This is a genomic window from Paludibacter sp. 221, assembly GCF_010501035.1.
GTDB lineage: Bacteria > Bacteroidota > Bacteroidia > Bacteroidales > Paludibacteraceae > QVMH01.
On record NZ_QVMH01000002.1, the window covers coordinates 23,812 to 39,782 of the forward strand.

Here is a 15,971-nt window from a genome sequence, read left to right on the forward strand (position 1 = left end):
GGTAATGCTCTATCTGTATCTAAAGCCCCGCATGGGGCGGGATATCTATCTATATCATAATCTCGCCTCTGCGAGGCTTGTTTGCTTGCCGTAAGCTACGCTACGCTTGCATACGGTTATGCATCTCTCGCCACTGCGTGGCTTCCTTTTAGTTTATTTGTGTTCAGTTTCTGTTTCACAGGCTTTTTAATCCCCGTGATTTATTAACTGTGGATTTTAAATCTGTTATTAGAAACACTCGTAGCTAACTCAACTCACTTTCCTTCAGGCGTTCTGCGTTTTCGGCTATTATCAGTTGGTCTATTACGCCTTGTATGTTGCCATCCATAAAGTCCGACAGATTGTAGATGGTATAGTTTATACGGTGGTCGGTGATACGTCCTTGCGGATAGTTGTACGTCCGGATTTTGGCCGAGCGGTCGCCTGTCGAAACCATTGTTTTGCGCTTCGACGAAATGGCCGACAGGTGCTTTTGCAATTCGATATCGTACAGTTTGTTCCGCAGCATTTGCAATGCCATCTCGCGGTTAGCCAACTGCGAGCGTGATACCTGACATTGTATCATAATGCCTGTAGGCTTATGCGTAAGCTGCACCTTTGTTTCCACTTTGTTTACGTTTTGCCCTCCCGCACCGCTCGAACGTGCTGTTTGATATTCGAGGTCGGCAGGGTTTATTTCCACGTCTACCTCTTCTGCTTCGGGTAGTACGGCAACTGTGGCAGCCGAGGTATGCACACGCCCTTGTGTTTCGGTTTGCGGCACACGCTGTACGCGGTGAACTCCCGATTCGTATTTCAGCGTGCCGTATACGTTTTCGCCAGTTACCTCGAAAATTATTTCTTTGTAGCCGCCTATAGTGCCTTCACTTTCGCTCGTTACCTGCATTTTCCAGCCTTTGGATTCTATGTACCTTGTGTACATCTTGAATAGGTCGCCGGCAAAGATAGCCGCTTCGTCGCCGCCAGTGCCCCCACGTATTTCCATAATTACGTTTTTTCCGTCCTCAGGGTCGGCAGGTATAAGCAGTAGTTTTATGTTTTCTTCCATACCGGGTAGCTTCGGCTCTATCTCTTCAATCTCCATTTTTGCCATTTCCCGCATTTCGGAGTCGCTTTCGGTATCAAGAATCTCTTTTGCCTGTTCCAGATTCGAGAGAGCTGTTCTGTATTCGTCGCGCGCATCCATCAGCTTTTTCAGTTCGCTGTATTCCTTGGTCAGCTTTACGTAACGCTTTTGGTCGCCCAGCACCGAGGGGTCGGTTATAAGTGTGGCTATTTCTTCGAATTTTGGTTGTAACCCGTTTAGTTTTTCTAATAACGATTTTTCTGACACGGTCTTTTTTTATTTAAGTATTTTATAAAATTAATGTTACATGTTTTATTCTTGATTATCAGAGAATAAATTTCGTAACTCGTAACTAAATACTTGTAAAATGTGCTTACAATTTATAAAGTTTACGATTTGTTTTCTTCAAGCAGATTGGCTGAGAATTATTTCTCCTCCATCTTGCTTGTTATATTCGACAATAATCTGGCAAAACGCCATTCGATGTTTTCGCGGTATTGCTTCTTTGTCATCAGGCTATAGGGCTTTTCCAGCCTTACATTTGCTGTGAATATACACTCGATGGTATTATCTGTTCTCTTGGCAATGTCGAACTTGGCATCGACATGATTAATTACGTTGTCGCAACGGAGCATCTCATACCGGATGGTTATCCTATTCCCTTCTTGATGCTTCGATACTGTAGTTTCATACCCTGTATTTGTAAAATCCTTTTTCAGGAGTTTGATACCAATATCCATCACTCCATCCACTTTGTTCTGAGTTTCGTTGTAGTTGTGCGATTTCAGATTGAATGTGATAAAATCGTCTTGTTCCCCTCTTAGTTTCAGTCCTTTCAGTGCCCAGCCGAAAAGCCCTTCCAAGTTGGTGTTGTACTGGTAAACAAACAGGTCTGCGATTTTCTGAACATTTTGCCACGAGGCGTTGCTTGCAATTTTTATGGTTGTAATAAATTCTCCTTTTTTATATTCCGACGAAATATCGGGTTCGCTCTGTTGTGCCAATCCGGTAGTAAAAGCAAGAAAAATGCTTAACGATACTAATATTGCTTTTTTCATATTTCTTCTTTAAAGTATTTAGCAGATGGGTATTTTTGGAGAAAGGAAAAAGGGAAAACAAGAAAGTGCTTTCAACTTTCAATTTTTATCTTTTACCTTAGAGGTTGTTTTAAGTTTTTCACAAAGAAACAGTTATAGTTTTACATATGTCTTTTTCGCAATAAATTATGTCCTTTTTTGAAAAAATTCCCAAAATTTATCTTGTGAGTAAAATTTAAACAACCTCTAAAACCTCACCTCTATAACCCGCAGTTGCTTGCGTTTTCACGTTTTTGAGCTTCGTCTTTCAGGTTTCGCGCCAGTTGCTCAAAACGCCATTCAAGATTCTTTTTATATATTTTCTTGGTAATGAATATATTGAAAAACCATCCGAACTTTACCCTTAAGTCCAGTGTACACCACGCGCTGTTTGCGTTTTCGCGTACAATTTTAAAGGTAGCGTCGGCTTCCCTGATAAATCCGGTAGCCGTCAGTATATCATATTGTACTACCACTTGCTCGTCAGTAAGCTCTTTTTTGTACATTTTTCCCTCGATTGTGATATCGGGTACTGTCAGTATTTTAGGCACGATTACATCCATTTTTCCCCGTATAATCTCTGTTTCGGGGTTGTATTCGCTCGATTTCAGGTAATAAATGATAAACTCATCGCCCTCGCCACGCAGATTCATATCTTTCAACGCCCATGTAAACAGGCTGTCCAGATTGCTCCTGAACTGGATTATAAAATCGTCCATCAGGCTGTTTGTGACCTCTTCCGAAGCATCAATCCATACCTTACATTCGGTAGTGAACCGCCCGTCTTCATAAAAAGTACGAATCGAATCTTCGGGCTCACTTCCGATAAGAGGGAATGAACAAAGAAAAAGAACGTTCAGCAGGATGATAGTATTTTTCATTTATTGCAGTAATCAACCTGTACGAGTTGATTAAGAAACTGTTTTGAATTTTACGAATATTTTTAAGTCTGCTTTTTTTGATATTCTTTCATACTCATTTTCGCCCTTTTTCGTGTTTTTCAATTTAAATTTTTCTCAAACAGCCCGCTGTTATACGAAAAACTTAAATTAAAATCCTTCGAAAAATAACCTATGAAGAAATTCAAAACAATATCTAAATATCCGGATTTCTCACTGCAAAGATATAATAATGTATCCAATTCTGAATCTTAGAAGTTGTTTTTATTCGGTGAATCCTGCTTATGAGAATTTTGAAAGGTGTTTTACGCAAGATTTAAAACAACCTCTAAAGAAGCCGGAGTTTTTTTGCAGGTTTTTCGAGAAATGCCGGGGTACGGCCTACCCGTTTTACAAAAGTTAGCTGCACGCCGCCTGAGCTTAATGCTATTTTACGGCTTTTTGTATAGTAAGTGTAAATCAGGTTGTTGACGTATGAGAGGCTTATACTCCAGCTTTCGGCATTATATCCGGTGGCAAAGCGCGGAATTGCCGTAGGGTAAATCATGAATTTCTGGTCGTTGGTGAAGCCGAGGTTAAAACCTGCCGAAGCAGAAAGGCTGATAAAATACCGTTCTGTTATAGCCCAGTTGTAAGCGTATCCCGCACTTGGGCCTATCTGGAAATTAACTTGTTTCACACAGTCCGGATTACTGAAGAATCCCGGAATATCAGAATGAACCTCGTTGTAATAGATACCGCCTCCCAGCAGAAAACTGCCTGCCGATTTCACTTGCCGTTCCTTTTGGTTGAACGCTGCGCGGTACGAGAATCGTGACGAATTGAAAATATATTGTCCAAAAAAGCCGAGCTTGATTGTTTTCAGGTCAGGATGAGTTTCGTAATTATTTTGATTATTATCGTTGTAAAACCCTTCGTAGTATTGCCCCATGAGGTCGAATACGATTTTTCGTCCGTAATTATGATATTGCAAATCCAACGACCGTGTATGCCCTTTTTCTTTGTCGCGTAGGAAATCGAATCCATAACTGACACTCACTCCCATTTTGCCCAAAGTGAACCCCACGCCTATGCCCGGCGGGCGGTTGGGGTCGTAAGTATTTTCTTCCAACAGGTTTTCGTGAAGCAGGGAGGCTATCTTGTTTGAAGCATATACTTTAAGCGAGAAATTTTGAGCAAAAGGCTTTATATAGGTGCTGTCGGTTTGCGAATAAGAGCAAAGAGGGGTGATGACTAATAATGTGAAAATTATTCGGGTTAAAAAAGGTTTCATAGCGTTGGAGAGTATTTCGCATACAAAAATATTTATTTTTATACATGCGGTTTCAATTTTTCGACGAATGGGCTTTTTTGAACGTCCAATTCTTACTCATGTCGAAAAAACGGTGTTACATGTTTTTATTTTGTAGTAGTAGCATATTTTTATATTTTTTGTTATCTACTAAAGGTTTTTGACAGTTTCGGTGAACTTTTCTTTGTACATTTGTAATGTTTATGTTCGGTTTGACGATGAGATTTAAAATAATTTTTCTTTTCTTGTTCTTTGCTGTGTTTTTTCAGGCTTTTGCCGAAGAAAACATTAAGGGTGCGCCGGGTAATACTCCGGCTCAACCTAAGGTTTTCATCGATATTGAAAAAGCCTTTAATGACTCCTTGCAAATAAAAACAGACCTCCGGCAAATAAATCTTCCTGATTCGGTAAAACCAGATTTGAAGCATGGAGTGTCGGCTGATACCCTTTCGCAGAAGGCCGAAGCGGATACTGTTCCGGCTATGCCTTTGGTTGGTGCGGTTTCGGCTAATGTTGCTTTAAACGATTCGCTCCCTTATGTAGATAGTGTGCAAAATACTGATACACTGGTTTTTGTCCGTGAGCCGTTTGTTCCCGTAATGCTGGATAGCATAGTCTATGTGTCGAACCCGCTTTTTAATGAGCTGGTTTACATGGAAAAAGATGTGGAGCTGGACTGGAAGAAAGATAATCCTTTCACTTTTCATACAGGACTGCAAAAAACGCTTACCGAGCCGCTTGAATCGATAGATATTCCTTCGGCCGACGAAACTCTGTTCGAGCTGAGGAATGGCGCGCGCGCGTACATAGCACAAACCAAGCCCGAACTGTATAAAAAAACCTCCAAAGAGCTACCTAAGGTGAGTTGGAGCCAGTTTCAGGCTATTGTTACCACTCCTGTAGAGCAAATACAACTGGACGAAGAGCATGCTCATGTGCCCGTCACTACAAGCGACCGAATCATTATCCGCCGTAAGAAGATAAGTCCTTGGGTAGGCAGGGCAAATAGTTTGTTGCAGTTTTCGCAAACATATATCTCTCCCAACTGGCACAAAGGTGGTAACAATTTTACTTCTATTTTAGGAGTTTTGTCGGGGCGGTTGGATTATGACAATAAGAAAAAAATAAAGTGGGAGAATAGTGCCGAGTGGCGTGCCGGGTTCAACTCGGTGGATGGAGATACGGTAAGGTTTCTGAATCCTAACGACGACGTTTTTAAAATATACAGCAAGTTTGGGCTGAAAGCCACAGGTAATTTCTATTACAGTACCTCGGCCGAATTTCAGACACAGTTTTTTGAGAATCCTAAAGCCGTGAATTCGCATGAGTTGAAAGCGGCTTTTCTTACTCCTATCCGGGTAAATATAAACGTCGGTATGGACTATAAATACAAAAAGCTGTCGGTGGTGCTGTCGCCGGTATCTTTCAAGTATATATATGCTACAGATACGGTAAATGTGAACCCTAACCAGTTTGGTATCAAGAGTGGAGAGAATAATCTGAAAGAAATTGGTAGCAGGTTGGTGGTCGAGTTGAAAGACTATCGTCCGATACAAGGGTTGAAACTGAACTCGAAATTCAACTTCTATACCAATTACGAAAAAGTGGAAATAGACTGGGAAATCGTTGCCGAATTAGCGATTAACCGTTTCTTGTCTACCCGCCTTATGCTGAATCCGCGATTCGACAATACGGTCATCATGCCCGACCACGAGAAAGCCAAGATACAAATGAAAGAAATGCTCACTGTGGGCTTCTCCTACCGGCTTTATTAAAATTATACGCGTACCGGATAGGAATGATGTAAGACATAATTATAAATCCGCTTTGCTTGGTGCTGAAAGCGGATTTTATATAAGAGGTTGTTAAATTTTACTCGCAAGATAAATTTTGGTGATTTTTTAGGGAAATTTTGACTTCATTTTACGATTTTAGCGGGCTAAATGAGCAAAATGAGAGGTGAAATTTTACAAAAAAGGGCATAATTTATTGCGAAAAAGACATATGTAAAACTATAACAGTTTCTTTGTGAAAAATTTAAACAACCTCTTAGTTCGAAGAATGTGTTTTTGGTGCTTTTTTACAAGGGTATTTCGGCTACTTTTATTTCTTTGCCGAACTCGTCGATGTAAAGGGTGGGGTTGTCATTAAACTTGAATACATACACCAATGTCTTTTCTTCGCTGGTAGTGTACATTTTCGCGTTTTTATGATTGTATAATGGAATGTGGTATTCCATCTGATAGCGCTCGTTGGGGTGTTCTCCTTCTGTTTTTTCCAATAAAGCATTGAGTACAACGGTTGGGACTTTCTCTTTTTCCGACATCTCCCAATATGTAGCGAGCCATTCCTTGTGCGAGTCGAAACATATGGTTTTATATTTTTTTTCGTACACTTCAATGCAGAGTGGCTCTGCGTGTATATCGGCATCAACAATTACAGTTTCGTCGTTGTTGCAATTGGATTGCAGGTACAACAATATGTCTTCGTCTATCTCCAGCGGGCGGTTTTCCCAATCGGTATCAGTTTTTTTGAAAAGGTCTCCATTGCGGCGGAAAAATAAATTTGATATTTTGTTTCCGGTTTCCACCTCAAAAACGTATCTTGGTTCTATCTTTGGGTTTGCTTCCATGAAGTCTACCCTCATAACGTTTCTTATTTTACCGTATTTATTTTCAACTATTGGTACAATCTCTTCCGGATAATTCTTGCTGTTTAGTTCGGTTTCTGTCATTAGCCATTTGCCATTGGCAGCAAACCACGCACGGCAGAAAAGTCCGTCTTTGCGGAACGAACCAACGGGGTAACCGTCAATAATATCCCACTCCAAGTAAAGCGCGTCGGGGTATTTGTCAAACAAAGCGTCCTCTATTTCGGGGGTTACGTAAAATTTCGAGTCGGAATTGCAAGAAGTGAACAACAATAGGATTCCTATTGTCAGTATAGTGATGATTTTAGTTGTTTTCATGTTTCTTTTGACCTTCGTTGTTTAGTCATAAGTAGATGATGCACAGCATCTCTAAATACAAAGATAAAAAGAAATTACCGGAATAATGCAAGAAAGGTGATTTTTTTAACACTTGTGTCTTTCTAACTCGTTTATTATGAGTCTGTTTGGTTGTTTGCGAGGCGGTTTGTGTTAATAATGAGGCATTTGAAAAACTTGTAAAGGGCGATAATTGTTCTAAACTATTGTTTGTACGGTGCTGTCAATATGTCATAACATGCTTGGATGGCATTTTTTTTGTAAAACCATAGCGGTTTCAGACTTTAAAAAACATATAAAATCATATATATTATGGCAAAAGGAAATATAGGGGTTACGAGTAACGATATTTTCCCCATTATCAAGAAGTTTTTGTATAGCGACCACGAAATTTTTCTTCGTGAGATAGTGTCTAACGCGGTAGATGCCACCCAAAAGCTGAAAACGCTGGCATCGGTAGGCGAGTTTAAAGGCGAATTGGGCGACCAGACCGTTCATGTTAAACTGGATAAAAAGGCAAAAACCATTACCATATCCGACCGTGGTGTGGGTATGACTGCCGAAGAGATTGATAAATATATCAATCAGATTGCTTTTTCGGGAGCCGAGGAGTTTGTGAAAAAGTATAAAGACAATGCGCAGGCTATTATCGGGCATTTTGGGCTTGGTTTTTATTCTTCGTTTATGGTTTCTAAAAAGGTAGAAATCATCACACGCTCGTTCAGAGAGGATGCTGTGCCTATGCGTTGGACGTGCGACGGTACGCCCGAATATACTATGGAGGAAACGAAGAAAGAAGACCGTGGTACCGACATTGTGTTGCATATCGATAGCGAGAACAAGGATTTTCTGGAAGAAGCACGCATACAGGAATTGCTGACAAAATACTGCAAATTCCTGCCTGTGCCTATTGCTTTCGGTAAAAAGAAAGAGTGGAAAGACGGAAAAGAGGTGGAAACGGCCGAAGATAATATCATTAACGATACAAACCCGCTTTGGACACGCAAGCCTGCCGACCTGACCGACGAGGATTATAAAAAATTCTACCGCGAGTTGTACCCTATGAGCGACGACCCGCTGTTCTGGATTCACCTCAATGTAGATTATCCTTTCCATCTGACAGGGGTGCTGTATTTTCCTAAAATTAAGAAAAACATTGACCTGCAACGTAATAAAATACAACTTTACAGCAATCAGGTTTTCGTAACAGATTCGGTAGAAGATATTGTGCCCGATTACCTTACCTTGCTGCATGGTGTAATCGACTCGCCCGATATACCGCTGAATGTATCGCGCAGCTACTTGCAAAGCGATGGCAATGTGAAGAAAATTTCGGGCTATATTACCAAAAAGGTAGCCGACCGCCTGAACGATATATTCAAGAAAGATCGTGCACAGTTCGAAGAAAAATGGGACGACCTCAAAGTCTTTATCCAATACGGTATGCTTAGCGACGAAAAATTCTACGAACGTGCCGAAAAGTTTGTACTGCTGAAAAACGTTGACGGCAAATACTTTACATTGGATGAATATAAAAATCTGGTGAAAGCAAATCAGGAGGATAAAGAAAGTAGCCTGATTTACCTTTACACTACCAACAAAGACGAACAGTACAGCTACATTCAGAGCGCTAAAGACAAGGGCTACGACGTACTGCTGATGGACGGGCAACTGGATGTGCACGCAATAAGCCAGTTGGAGCAAAAATTGGAAAAAACCCGTTTTGTACGTGTGGACAGCGATACGGTTGATAAACTTATCCAAAAAGACGAGCACAATGAAGTGACGTTGACCGACGAACAGCGTGATGCGCTGGTTGCTATTTTCGACTCGCAAATGCCGGAGATAGAAAAAACCAATTTCATTGTTACTTTCGAGCATCTTTCGCCTGCCTCAAACCCTGTGTTTGTTACTCAGAACGAGTTTATGCGCCGGATGAAAGACATGTCGGCCATGCAGGGCGGCATGATGAGTTTTTACGGCGAAATGCCCGACAGCTACAATCTGGTGGTGAATACGGCTCACCCGCTTATCGAAAAACTGCTGAAGGATGAAGAATCGGCAACAAAAGATAAGGTAGAGCCTATTGTGAAAAATCTGTCGGATGCTGAAAGCAGAAAAAATGCTTTGAAAGAAAGCCAAAAAGATAAAAAAGACGAGGAAATACCAGCGGCTGAAAAAGAGGAACTAAACGACTTGCAGAAAAAAATAGATGAACTTACAACCGAGAAAAAATTGGTGTACAAAACTTATGCAGGCGAAAATACTCAGGTAAGCCAGCTGATAGACTTGGCATTGCTGGCAAATAATATGCTGAAGGGCGAAGCGTTGGCTAAGTTTGTAAAACGTAGCGTTGAATTGCTATAACAGATAATAGCAGAATTTATATATAGAAAAACCTGCTGGCAAGAAAACACTCTGTCAGCAGGTTTTTTTTATGTGTCTGTGTTCCACTTTTTTCTTAGAGGTTGTTTAAATTTTCCACAAAGAAGCTATTATAGTTTTGAATATATCTTTTTCGCAATAAATTATGTCCTTTTTTGTAAAATTTCACCTTTCAATTTACTCATTTAGCCCGCTAAATTCGTAAAATGAAGTCAAAATTTCCCTAAAAAATCACCAAAATTTATTTTGCGAGTAAAATTTAAACAACCTCTTATAGCGGTTTACTTGTCTGATTCATCGTCCCGCCAGTGCTCCGGCTGGTTCAGTACGTCGGCGCATTTTATTTTTCCTTTTCCCGCGTCAAAACCTTTGTCGCTGATTGGCTGAACCATCCAGTAATCGCTGTATTTTTCCGGAATAGGATAGGGGGGCGGATAACCCAAGTTTTCTGCTCCGGAAATAAATCCGTATTTAGGATAATACTCTTTATGTCCCAAAACAAATACAAGATGTGAGCCTTTTTCCTGCAATAGTTTGATTCCGGCTTTTATCAATGCTCCTCCAATCCCCTGCCGTTGATATTGAGGTTTTACTGCCAATGGTGCGAGAATGTGCATCATTGGCTGTTCCTGCTCGCTGTCGAAGCGGGCTCTGGTAAAAAGGATATGGCCAATGGCTTCTTCATTGCAGAATGCAAGCAGCGACACGATAGGCTCGGCAGTGTGGTCGGTTAGTAATCCGGCTACCAGTTCGGCTTCTTTGTCGTAACCAAATCCTTGTTTTACTACGGTCATTATATCGTTGAGGTCGTTCGGATTCGTTTCTCTTATTTGGATATTATTTGAAATCATTTTTTGTGATAATATTGCTGAGTTGACATGGGGATATAATGATTCCTTGTCAAATCTTTGTTTGTAAATATGTATAGACATGAAAATAACTCCGGCATGAACAGCCTGAGTAAAAACGAGAGGATAACCTTAAGCAGAAATGCTCAAAGGTTATTTACTTCACCAAATCCTTCTTAAAATTAATAAACATCCAAAAGTTTTAGTTACTGCAAAGATATTTAAAAATATGCGATTTATAAGCGAGTCAAATAAAAGAATAGCTTGTTTTTTTAGTTCCATGACAAAAAACTGAATAGCAATCAGTAATTTACTGACATTAAATGATTTTGTTTAAGTTATCGACTTCCTTTTGCCTTGATGCAAAAGGAACAAAAACTAATTTCATTGAAGCGCCTACGCTCAGCAAAATTCAAGTAAACTTGATTCAGCTTTCGCTTAAACGGCGCATTCAAAACTGTGCCCGCTTCGCACGAAAAACAGTTCCCCCAATCCCTCCAAAGGGGGACTTTTTAGCCTCCCCTTCGGGGAGGTTTGAAGGGGCTTCTGTTTTTTCGGCTCACCGGACAAGGTCAAAAGAGCACTTATAATAGATTGAAGAAATATTCGACATTTTTTTGTCATGTACTGAGCTGCAAATAATTTGTAATGATTTTGTTTATAGTTTTTTAATGATGGTTTTATAACCATGAAAAACTATATATAAAACAACTGATTACATTTCTTGTTTTTAATAAGTGTAGTTTCAACTGGCTATACTTGTTGAAATAACTTGTTTTTCAATAAAAAAAGTTACATTTGTAATAATAATTTAAAAATTAAAGAGCAAAATATATAGTTTATGGAAGTGACCAGATTGTTTGATTTACTGGATAATTATTTGGAAAAATTCCCTCAACAAGATGCAGCATTGGCATGTAAGAGAGAAGGAAAGTGGATAAAATACAGTATTCAGGAGTATATTGAGATAACTAATAATGTTAGTTATGGATTACTTAAGCTCGGAGTAAAGCCGGGTGACAGGGTAGGGATTGTTAGTGGAAACCGTCCGGAATGGAATTTTCTTGATTTTGCAGCTATGCAGATAGGAGCTGTTTCTACACCTATTTATCCAACCATCAGTCAGGATGATTATCGCTATATTTTGAATCATGCTGAAATGAAAATTATCTTTATAGAAGGTAAAGACCTTCGTAGAAAGTTAGAACCAATTTTGCCCGAAGTAAAGACTTTGGAGCATATATATACTTTTGTCGACCAGGGCAATGGCTATAGTTATTTAGACCAATTGATAGAAATAGGAAAGCAGAATCCCCGTCCGGAAGAGCTTAGGGCGATGAAAGAAACTATCAATGAGCACGATGTTGCTACTATGATATATACTTCGGGCACAACAGGCAATCCCAAAGGGGTAATGCTTACACATAGCAATATCGTCAACAACTTTAAGAATGTGGCACATACTCCAGCCAAATGGAGTAACAAGGCTTTGAGTTTCCTGCCTATTTGCCACGCATACGAGCGGGTTATGGTATATCTTTACCATTATCTGGGCATGTCGGTTTACTATGCGGAGAGCCTTGCTACGATTGCGGAAAATATGAAGGAAGTGAATCCTACGATGATGACCTGTGTGCCGCGTTTGCTGGAGCGGATTTATGATAAACTGTATGCTGCCGGAAAAAAACAAAAAGGAATCAAGAGAAGCCTTTATTTCTGGGCTTTCAATTTGGCTACTCAATATCAAATAGATGGGACAAGTGCTTGGTATAACAGGAAACTGAAAATAGCAGATAAACTTATTTACTCCAAATGGCGAGCTGTGCTGGGAGGAAACTTCGATATTATTGTTTCGGGTGGTTCTGCTATACAGCCTCACATGGCAGCTTTCTTTTCGGCAATAGGGATGCCCGTATACGAGGGGTATGGTTTGAGTGAAACTTCGCCTGTTATTGCAGTAAGCCAGCGTGGTAAGAACGTACGCAAGTTTGGTACGGTAGGGCCTCCATTGCCGGGTGTCGAGGTGAAAATAGGTGAACGCGACGAAATCCTGTGTCGTGGGCATAATGTGATGAAGGGTTATTATAAAAATCCGGAATTGACCGCCGAGGTTATAGATAAAGACGGGTGGTTTCATACAGGCGATACAGGTAAATTCACTCCCGAAGGACTGCTTATTATTACCGGCCGTCTGAAGAGTATCTTTAAAACGTCTTTTGGTAAATATGTCAATCCTCAGTTGGTCGAATCCAAGTTTGCCGAATCTCCTTTTATTGATAATATAATGGTAGTGGGCGAAAACCAGAAGTTTGCTGCAGCACTTATCGTTCCTGATTTCACGTATCTGAAAGAGTGGAGTAAAGAAAATGGTATTAAATATACTAACCCGGCTGAAATGATACAAAATCCTGAGGTTGTGAAAGTATTTAAAGCCGAAGTGGATAAATACAATCAATTTTTTGGAGATTATGAACAGGTCAGACGTTATAAGCTATTGCCTGACGAATGGACTCAGCAGAATAGTGCGCTTTCTCCTACGCTTAAAGTAAAACGAAATGTAATAGGAGAGAGGTATAAAGACGAAATCGAAAAACTATTTCAATAAAAAATAATACGTTTAAGGAGCCGGCTGATAGCTGGCTTCTTTGTTTTTAGTCAAAAAAAATTTTAGGGTTTGCAATTTTTGTAAGATTTGAGCGACTAATATAGAAAGCAGACGAAAAATGAGTAAAGCGGATATAGAAAAAAAGTTTATAGAAACAATAAAAGAAAATGAGCGGGTTATTTATAAGGTGTGTTTGTTTTATGCTTCAGACGAATTTCCCTTGAATGACTTGTATCAGGAAGTAGTGCTGAATCTATGGGCTGCATTTCCAAAGTTTAAGAATCAAAGTTCTTTTTCCACCTGGATTTACAGGATTGCCCTTAATACTTGTATTTCGGGGATGAGGAGAGAGATGCGACGCCCTAAAGGTAGTGGCTTTTCAAGCGAATTGCAGAATTCATTGATTGAGCCGGAGGATATGGGCGAAGAAATAAAAGAAATGTATCACCTTATTCACAACTTGAAAACAATGGAACGGGCAGTAATTCTGCTTTACCTCGAAGAAAAAAGTTATCAGGAAATAGCTGATATAACAGGCTTGACGGTTAGTAATGTGGCTACAAAACTAAAGCGCTCAAAAGATAAACTAAGAAACAGTTTGAATTAATCACGAAAGAGGTTGTTTATTTGAAATCCTTTTGCAATAAGATTTATTCAAAACTGCTTTTTAAACAAATGTCGAATTATTAAAATCAGAGTATTATGGAAATAGATGAATTAAAAAAAATATGGGTGTCATTAGACCAACAAATTGGGAAACAAAATATTGTGAAAGAAAACATACTTAAAGAAGTTATTCTTGCCAAATCGGATAAAGCGTTAAGCCGGTTGTTGAATTTTGACATTTTTGGATTGGTGTTAACCATAGCTGTAATCCCGTTTTTGTTGTTCGTTCTTTCTCAGGATGTACTTAAACCTGAAATCCTACGCATATTGCTTTGGTTTTTTATTGCTTATATGATAATAGACCTCGTTCCAATGATATGGAGAATGGTTTTGCTGTCGAAAGTGGACTTCTCGAAAGATGTTGCAGGTAATATAAAGAATATCCAGCGTTATAATGTGTTTATCAGGGTGGAGAAAACCATTACTTTTGTTGTGATAATGCCGATACTTATCTTTTATCTTGTTTTTCCTGTTTTTAGTATGAATCTTGAGTTATGGAGGGCAGGTGCTCTTATTGGGGCTTGCCTTGTAACCATTCTCTTTGCTTACTGGCAATATAAGAGGGTATATGATAAAAACATTAGTTCTATGTTGAAAAGCCTTGAAGAGCTAAGGGATTTGAAAGAAGAGTAATGCGTTTATAGCTTTTCATTTATAATGCTTTGGGGATGTCTCAAAAGGGAAAAGAACGCCGCTCGATACTTCGCTTGGCGTAGCCAAACGAACAAGTTCGAGCGGCGTTCAAAAAAGACTTTTTAGCCCCTTTTTTTATTAACATAGCTTCGTTGCTTTGTTTGCCCAGCTTACTTACTATTTGTATTTTTGTTGAGTGAAAAAAAGGTATTTTCTATATTGCTCCTATAAAGGTACGGCTTATCATGGCTGGCAGGTACAGCCTAATGGTGTGTCGGTGCAGGAGGTGTTAACCGATGCTTTGCGTACAATACTGCGTGCCCCTCATTTGGATATAGTAGGGGCGGGAAGAACTGATACGGGGGTGCATGCTAAAATGATGGTAGCGCACTTTGACGCTAAAATTGTTGATTTTACCCTTAATGACTTATGTGGTAAGTTGAATAGTTTTTTGCCTGCTGATATTGCTGTGGAAAAAATAGCCGAAGTGAAACCGGATGCACATGCCCGGTTTGATGCTGTGTCGCGTAGGTACGAATATCATGTTGTGCTGCAAAAAAAAGTTTTTACAACAGATTTTGCTGCGAGGATTCATCATCCGCTTGATTTTGAAAAAATGAATGAAGCTGCTGCTGTGTTGTATGAGTATCGTGACTTTACAAGTTTCAGCAAGTTGCATACCGATGTAAAAACTAATAATTGCACAATAACGCATGCCCGTTGGGCTAAAGAGGGCGACGAGTGGGTGTTTACAATAGAAGCAGACCGTTTTTTACGCAATATGGTGCGTGCCATTGTTGGGACACTTTTTGAAGTGGGCAGGGGAAAGCTGTCAGTCGAAGGCTTTCGGGCAGTTATTGAAGAGAAAGACCGCTGCAAGGCCGGAACATCTGCGCCCGCTCAAGGCTTGTTTCTTGTAGATGTAAAATATCCGGAAGAAATTTTTAAAACATAGAATTTGTATGAAAGAAAAAACACTGAGGGGGTGGCTCATCTTCTGGACTTTATTTATTAGCGTTGGGGCTTTGGGTGGAGCATTTATGATGTTTTATGATACCTCAGGCGAGGCTTTGGGTATGGCTCCTATGCTTCCGTATTTTCAGGTTTTGCCTTTTGCCGACGTTTTATTCCGTAACTTTTTAATACCGGGCATTGCCTTGTTCTTTGTGAATGGGGTGACGAATCTTATTGCATTTTACTTGTTGATGAAGAAAAATAAATACGGAAGCATCGCGGGTATGTGTTGCGGAATAATTCTGATGCTTTGGATTTGTATTCAGTTCTATATTTTCCCACTGAACTTTATATCTACGATTTATTTCCTTTTTGGAATACTGGAGGTTCTAACGGGCTTTTTGCTATACAACAGAGAAAAGAGCTCGTCTCATTGATTTGTCCTTTTATGTAAGGGTAACCAAAATCTAGAAGATTTATGTCCGTTTGAGATTAAAACTCTTGGTTTAAGACTAGTTAAGTAAAGATATGGATTACTTAACTAATCTTGAACCTTTCATAT

The 15,971-nt window shown here is 39.7% G+C and carries 13 protein-coding genes; 7 read left to right on the plus strand and 6 right to left on the minus strand.

Annotated features, from left to right (window positions below; genetic code table 11):
- Window positions 1-244: 244 nt before the first annotated feature.
- The 4 genes from prfA to D0T49_RS00675 form a co-directional block, all read right to left on the minus strand.
- Entirely contained in the window at window positions 245-1,333 is a 1,089-nt protein-coding gene (gene prfA, locus D0T49_RS00660; protein WP_163628641.1) for a peptide chain release factor 1, read from the minus strand.
- A 158-nt stretch (window positions 1,334-1,491) separates the two neighbouring features.
- Window positions 1,492-2,124 (minus strand): hypothetical protein, encoded by a 633-nt coding sequence (locus D0T49_RS00665; RefSeq protein WP_163628643.1) that lies wholly within the window; start codon window positions 2,122-2,124, stop codon window positions 1,492-1,494.
- Between the two features lie 239 nt (window positions 2,125-2,363).
- Window positions 2,364-3,023, minus strand: coding sequence for a hypothetical protein (locus tag D0T49_RS00670; RefSeq protein ID WP_163628644.1), 660 nt, complete (start codon window positions 3,021-3,023; stop codon window positions 2,364-2,366).
- 346 nt (window positions 3,024-3,369) lie between these two features.
- Complete coding sequence (locus D0T49_RS00675) at window positions 3,370-4,314, minus strand: DUF4421 family protein (RefSeq protein ID WP_163628646.1); 945 nt, start codon at window positions 4,312-4,314, stop codon at window positions 3,370-3,372.
- Window positions 4,315-4,550: 236 nt separating this feature from the next.
- Here D0T49_RS00675 and D0T49_RS00680 point away from each other — a divergent pair, with 236 nt between their 5' ends.
- Window positions 4,551-6,107 carry a DUF3078 domain-containing protein gene (locus D0T49_RS00680; protein WP_163628648.1) on the plus strand — a complete coding sequence of 519 codons (1,557 nt, stop codon included), beginning with the start codon at window positions 4,551-4,553 and terminating at the stop codon, window positions 6,105-6,107.
- A 305-nt stretch (window positions 6,108-6,412) separates the two neighbouring features.
- Here the strand turns inward: D0T49_RS00680 and D0T49_RS00685 are convergent, their stop codons facing one another.
- The gene (locus tag D0T49_RS00685) at window positions 6,413-7,300 is read right to left on the minus strand and encodes a PepSY-like domain-containing protein (protein ID WP_163628650.1); all 888 of its coding nucleotides are present in this window, start codon (window positions 7,298-7,300) and stop codon (window positions 6,413-6,415) included.
- A 330-nt stretch (window positions 7,301-7,630) separates the two neighbouring features.
- Here D0T49_RS00685 and htpG point away from each other — a divergent pair, with 330 nt between their 5' ends.
- Window positions 7,631-9,685 (plus strand): molecular chaperone HtpG, encoded by a 2,055-nt coding sequence (gene htpG / locus D0T49_RS00690; protein ID WP_163628652.1) that lies wholly within the window; start codon window positions 7,631-7,633, stop codon window positions 9,683-9,685.
- Between the two features lie 299 nt (window positions 9,686-9,984).
- Here htpG and D0T49_RS00695 read toward each other — a convergent pair whose 3' ends face one another.
- Complete coding sequence (locus D0T49_RS00695; protein WP_163628654.1) at window positions 9,985-10,554, minus strand: GNAT family N-acetyltransferase; 570 nt, start codon at window positions 10,552-10,554, stop codon at window positions 9,985-9,987.
- An 838-nt stretch (window positions 10,555-11,392) separates the two neighbouring features.
- Between D0T49_RS00695 and D0T49_RS00700 the strand changes: the two genes are divergently transcribed.
- The 5 genes from D0T49_RS00700 to D0T49_RS00720 all read left to right on the plus strand — a co-directional run bounded on the left by D0T49_RS00700 (window position 11,393) and on the right by D0T49_RS00720 (window position 15,846).
- Window positions 11,393-13,156, plus strand: a complete 1,764-nt coding sequence (locus D0T49_RS00700; RefSeq protein ID WP_163628655.1) for a long-chain fatty acid--CoA ligase — start codon at window positions 11,393-11,395, stop codon at window positions 13,154-13,156.
- A gap of 118 nt (window positions 13,157-13,274) precedes the next feature.
- Window positions 13,275-13,763: an RNA polymerase sigma factor gene (locus tag D0T49_RS00705; RefSeq protein ID WP_163628657.1), complete on the plus strand. Its 489-nt coding sequence runs from the start codon at window positions 13,275-13,277 to the stop codon at window positions 13,761-13,763.
- 95 nt (window positions 13,764-13,858) lie between these two features.
- A complete protein-coding gene (locus D0T49_RS00710; RefSeq protein ID WP_163628660.1) occupies window positions 13,859-14,455 on the plus strand; it encodes a hypothetical protein in 597 nt (198 codons plus the stop codon).
- A 196-nt stretch (window positions 14,456-14,651) separates the two neighbouring features.
- Window positions 14,652-15,410, plus strand: a complete 759-nt coding sequence (truA, locus tag D0T49_RS00715; protein ID WP_163628662.1) for a tRNA pseudouridine(38-40) synthase TruA — start codon at window positions 14,652-14,654, stop codon at window positions 15,408-15,410.
- A gap of 7 nt (window positions 15,411-15,417) precedes the next feature.
- Entirely contained in the window at window positions 15,418-15,846 is a 429-nt protein-coding gene (locus D0T49_RS00720) for a hypothetical protein (protein ID WP_163628664.1), read from the plus strand.
- The last annotated feature ends 125 nt before the right edge of the window (window positions 15,847-15,971 follow it).